The sequence below is a fragment of the Bacillus sp. P4_D3 genome, from assembly GCF_056401855.1.
In genome coordinates this window covers 1-3,828 of sequence record NZ_JBFUIN010000311.1, presented here as the reverse complement: position 1 = coordinate 3,828, position 3,828 = coordinate 1, and the positions used below count along the sequence as shown (strand labels likewise).

Genomic DNA, 3,828 nt, shown 5'->3' with positions numbered 1-3,828 from the left:
ATAAAGGAGCGTGTGTAGCATGTGGAAAGTTGTAAAAAGAGATGTGAGATTTTGGCTAGGTGTTACTTTGTTGAGTGTACTAATGATTGTTAGTATTGGAAATACGGTGTTTTTTGACGGAAATATTCGTGAACTAACGATGATGTATAACGAAAAAGGAGAATTAGAGGCTGCTCCGTTTTCACCGTCGAGTAAATTTTGGTTCGGAACTGATGAGAAAGGCCGCGACCTGTTCCAGTTAATAATAGAAGGAGCGAAATGGACAGTTGGTGCAAGTATCGTTATCGCAGTTTTACGTGTAGTAATTGGCGGAGCTATTGGTTTATTATTTGGTATGTACAGTAAACGCTCATTTCCAGTTATCTCATCTTTTTTTGATCCGTTTAGTATTGTACCAATGATTATGATTTCTTATTTTATGTTAAATGCAGTTTTAACGTTCGAAAGTGGAGAGGCAGCTGCTCCGTTTCATTTGCGAGTTGCGTTTCAAGTAGTKGTTCTTGCGTGCCTTGCTGTACCAACTGTTATGTTGTATGTAGCGCAAGAAGTAAAACGTATTAAGAATGAAGAATTTATGTTGGCGGCCACTGTGCTCGGCGGGAGTAAGTGGCAGAGGTTGAAACGCCATGTATGGCCGCATATGCTACCATCATTTCTTTTATTAGTAGCCCAGCAGTTTGTAAGTACTTTATTACTCCTCTTGCATCTTGGTTTGTTAGAATTATTTTTTGGAGGAACAATAATTTTTGGTACAGAGGCAGATAGTGTAACAAAAGAATGGACTGGCCTAATTGGTCAAAATTTCCGTCACTTAACTACACATACATGGATTGTACTTATACCAATTGCTTTCTATAGTATGACGATCTTGTCAGGGAATCTGATTAGTAATAGTATGCAAGATGCGATTAAACTAGGTAATGTTAGAAGAGCGAATCGGAAGAAGGAAGAAATGCAAGTAGAGAAACAAATACAACCTACTGTGAATGATTTTTCTTTCTATAGAGAGGTACAAAAATAAAGAAAGATAGCTGAAGACAAATTGTTTTCAGCTATCTTTCTTTTATATTTTAAAGTGGCGGTAAATCWATCTTACCTTCTTCAAATAATTCTTTTATCATATGTTTCGTATAACCGGCTGCTTGACCAAATGTGATTTTTGCTGGCATTGGTGCTTCATTTACATCTACAACTACATCAATAATGCACGGTTTATTTTGTTTTACTGCATTTTCAAAGGCAGGAAGTAAGTCATCTAAATGTTCTACGCGGTATCCAATACCACCGCACGCCTCAGCATATTTTGCGAAATCAGGATTCGTTAAGTCTGTACCAAATTCAATATTTCCCATAACTTCTTGTTCAAATTTAATCATAGCAATTTTATTATTGTTTAATACAACGACAACGATTGGTAGTTTATATTTAACAGCTGTTACGAAGTCATTCATTGTCATTCCGAATCCGCCGTCACCACAAACTGCAAACACTTGTTTATCCGGGAAAGCAATTTGTCCAGCAAGTGCACCAGGTAAACCGCAGCCAAGTGTTGCAAGCCAACTAGAAATGATAAATTTCTGGTTTGTCATACGGAAGTGCCTTGCAGTCCATACTGTTACATTTCCGACATCGACTGAAAGAATTGCGTCATCTTCTGCTACTTTCTGCAGTGCATGCATAACTCGCTGTGGTTTAATTGGAGTCGAAGAATCTTCTTCTTGATTGTGTAATTTTTCTTCCCACTTTTTCATCATTTCTTGATGATGCTCTAAGAAGGAATGGTCCTCGTGTTTTTCTACATTTTCAATTAACCATTTTAATGTTTTATCAGCATCACCAGCTAAGCCGATATCTGTCGTATAACGTTTCCCGATTTGTGCGGGGTCTGTATCAATATGAAGTGTTTTTGCTTTTTCGGGTAAGAAACCAGTGAACGGATAAGAAGTGCCCACCATAATTAAAGTATCTGCATGTTTCATTGCTTCATAAGAAGGTTTCGTCCCGATTAATCCTAATCCACCGATACAAAGCGGGTGTTCATCAGGAACAATCCCTTTAGCTGGTAATGTAAGTACGATTGGAGCACCGATATGTTCTGCAAATGCAAGCAAAGACTCTCTCGCATGTTTAGCTCCTTTCCCGGCTAAAATAACAGGTTTTTTAGCTTCATTAAGTGCGAGTTTTGCTATAGCTAAATCTTCTTCTTGCGGAAATATTTCAGGTAATGTAAAGGAAGAGTTTGTAATACGTGCACCATTTTTCACTTCGAATTTCGGAACATCATCTGGAATTGTAAGAACTGATACACCTTTTTTTGTATATGCCATTCGAATAGCTTGATTCACTACAGCAGGTAACTGTTCAGCTGACATTATTCGTTGGTTATAAACGGCAACATCATCAAACATTCTTTCTAAGTTTACTTCTTGGAAAAAATCGGTTCCGAGTAAATCGGTTTCTACTTGTCCTGAAATTGCTAGTACGGGAGCTTGATCGAGTTTGGCATCGTATAAACCGTTTAATAAATGAATAGCCCCAGGTCCTGCAATAGCCATACAAACACCAAGTTTTCCTGTTAATTTTGCATAGGCTGCCGCTGCTAATGCGCCAGCTTCTTCATGGCGAACTTGAATAAATTTAATTTTATCTTGTTTTTTTCTTAAAGCTTCAATTATAGAATTGATGGAATCTCCTGGCATACCATATATGTGTTCTACACCCCAGTCAATTAAAAGATCCACTAATGCTTCACCGGCTGTTTTACCAAACATAATCGTTCCTCCTTATAATAGGTAGATACTATTATGTTTTGGAGAAAAAGGAAAAATATACAAGTAATATAACTTATTTGTTTTAGTGATGTCCAGTGAAAAGAGTGAAGACTGTTATTAGTAAAAATCCACTAATAGACCACGATAGAAACGGAAGGAAAGGTAGCTGTTTTTTTGCTTTCCAAAGCATTTCGTGAATTGTGACATAGCCAAGAGAACCAATTGCGCTTCCCATAATAAGTCCTTGTAAATGGAGAGCTTTCCCGTCCATCATAATGCCAAAAACAGTACCGGTCCCTAGGATAAGAGAAAGTAATAAAGTTGTTAATAAAAATGAAATGTATTTATGTTTTGTAAAGAGAAATGGAATAATTAAAGCTAACCCTTCTGGAATATGGTGAATGACAATCGCAAGTAAGAAAGGAATGGCAGAGTCATTATGATTTATAAACGCTGTTCCTAACGCAAATCCACTCGGCATATTATGAATGAATATAGCGAAAGAAAGAAAAAGGAAGGTTTGCCATGCTTGTTGATCTTTCTTATGTATAATCGGATGATGGCAATAGTTATCTAATAAGCTCATAACTAAAATACCGATAGCTATACCGAGCATAGGCCCAATTATTTCATAGCTTGAAAATGTTTCAGGAATAATTTCAAGTGATAATAATCCAAGTAAAATCCCACCACATAATGCGTATAAGCGATGCATCTTTTCTTCAATTAGTTGGCGTGTTGCTACTCCAACAGCACCTCCTAATAGTAATCCACCGAACGAAAAAAACGTAACGATTATTGGAATCCATAGACGTTCCATATTATCACACTCCGATTCTATACCCTTAATTTCAGCTTACTAATGGGGGAGGGAGATTAGTCCAAATAATTATGTTTGATTATAGAGAAAAATCTATCAACTCGTTACACCATTTGGTTAAAAAGGTATCTAGATGAAAGAAATAATGAGGAGCCTTGTTTGTTTATTACGGAAAGAAGGCCAAAAAGACGTATGAGTATTGATAACCTAAGATTTATTATCAAACGTATATCGAAT

General features: G+C 36.7%; 3 protein-coding genes and 1 pseudogene. 2 read left to right on the top strand and 2 right to left on the bottom strand.

Annotated elements, in window-relative coordinates; translation table 11 throughout:
* The first annotated feature begins 19 nt into the window (after positions 1-19).
* Entirely contained in the window at positions 20-1,021 is a 1,002-nt protein-coding gene (locus AC1DTM_RS20045; RefSeq protein ID WP_131231888.1) for an ABC transporter permease, read from the top strand.
* 49 nt (positions 1,022-1,070) lie between these two features.
* Here the strand turns inward: AC1DTM_RS20045 and AC1DTM_RS20040 are convergent, their stop codons facing one another.
* Together AC1DTM_RS20040 and AC1DTM_RS20035 are read right to left on the bottom strand one after the other, a co-directional pair.
* Entirely contained in the window at positions 1,071-2,771 is a 1,701-nt protein-coding gene (locus tag AC1DTM_RS20040) for a pyruvate oxidase (protein WP_002109846.1), read from the bottom strand.
* Between the two features lie 82 nt (positions 2,772-2,853).
* Positions 2,854-3,591 carry a ZIP family metal transporter gene (locus AC1DTM_RS20035; RefSeq protein WP_002031888.1) on the bottom strand — a complete coding sequence of 246 codons (738 nt, stop codon included), beginning with the start codon at positions 3,589-3,591 and terminating at the stop codon, positions 2,854-2,856.
* A gap of 99 nt (positions 3,592-3,690) precedes the next feature.
* Between AC1DTM_RS20035 and AC1DTM_RS20030 the strand changes: the two are divergent.
* Positions 3,691-3,828: pseudogene (locus AC1DTM_RS20030) on the top strand (integrase); the annotation flags it as partial.

Bases quoted from the DNA above. Each gene is read 5' to 3' on its own strand.
- AC1DTM_RS20035 (WP_002031888.1), bottom strand. From the start codon at position 3,591: ATGGAACGTCTATGGATTCCAATAATCGTTACGTTTTTTTCGTTCGGT.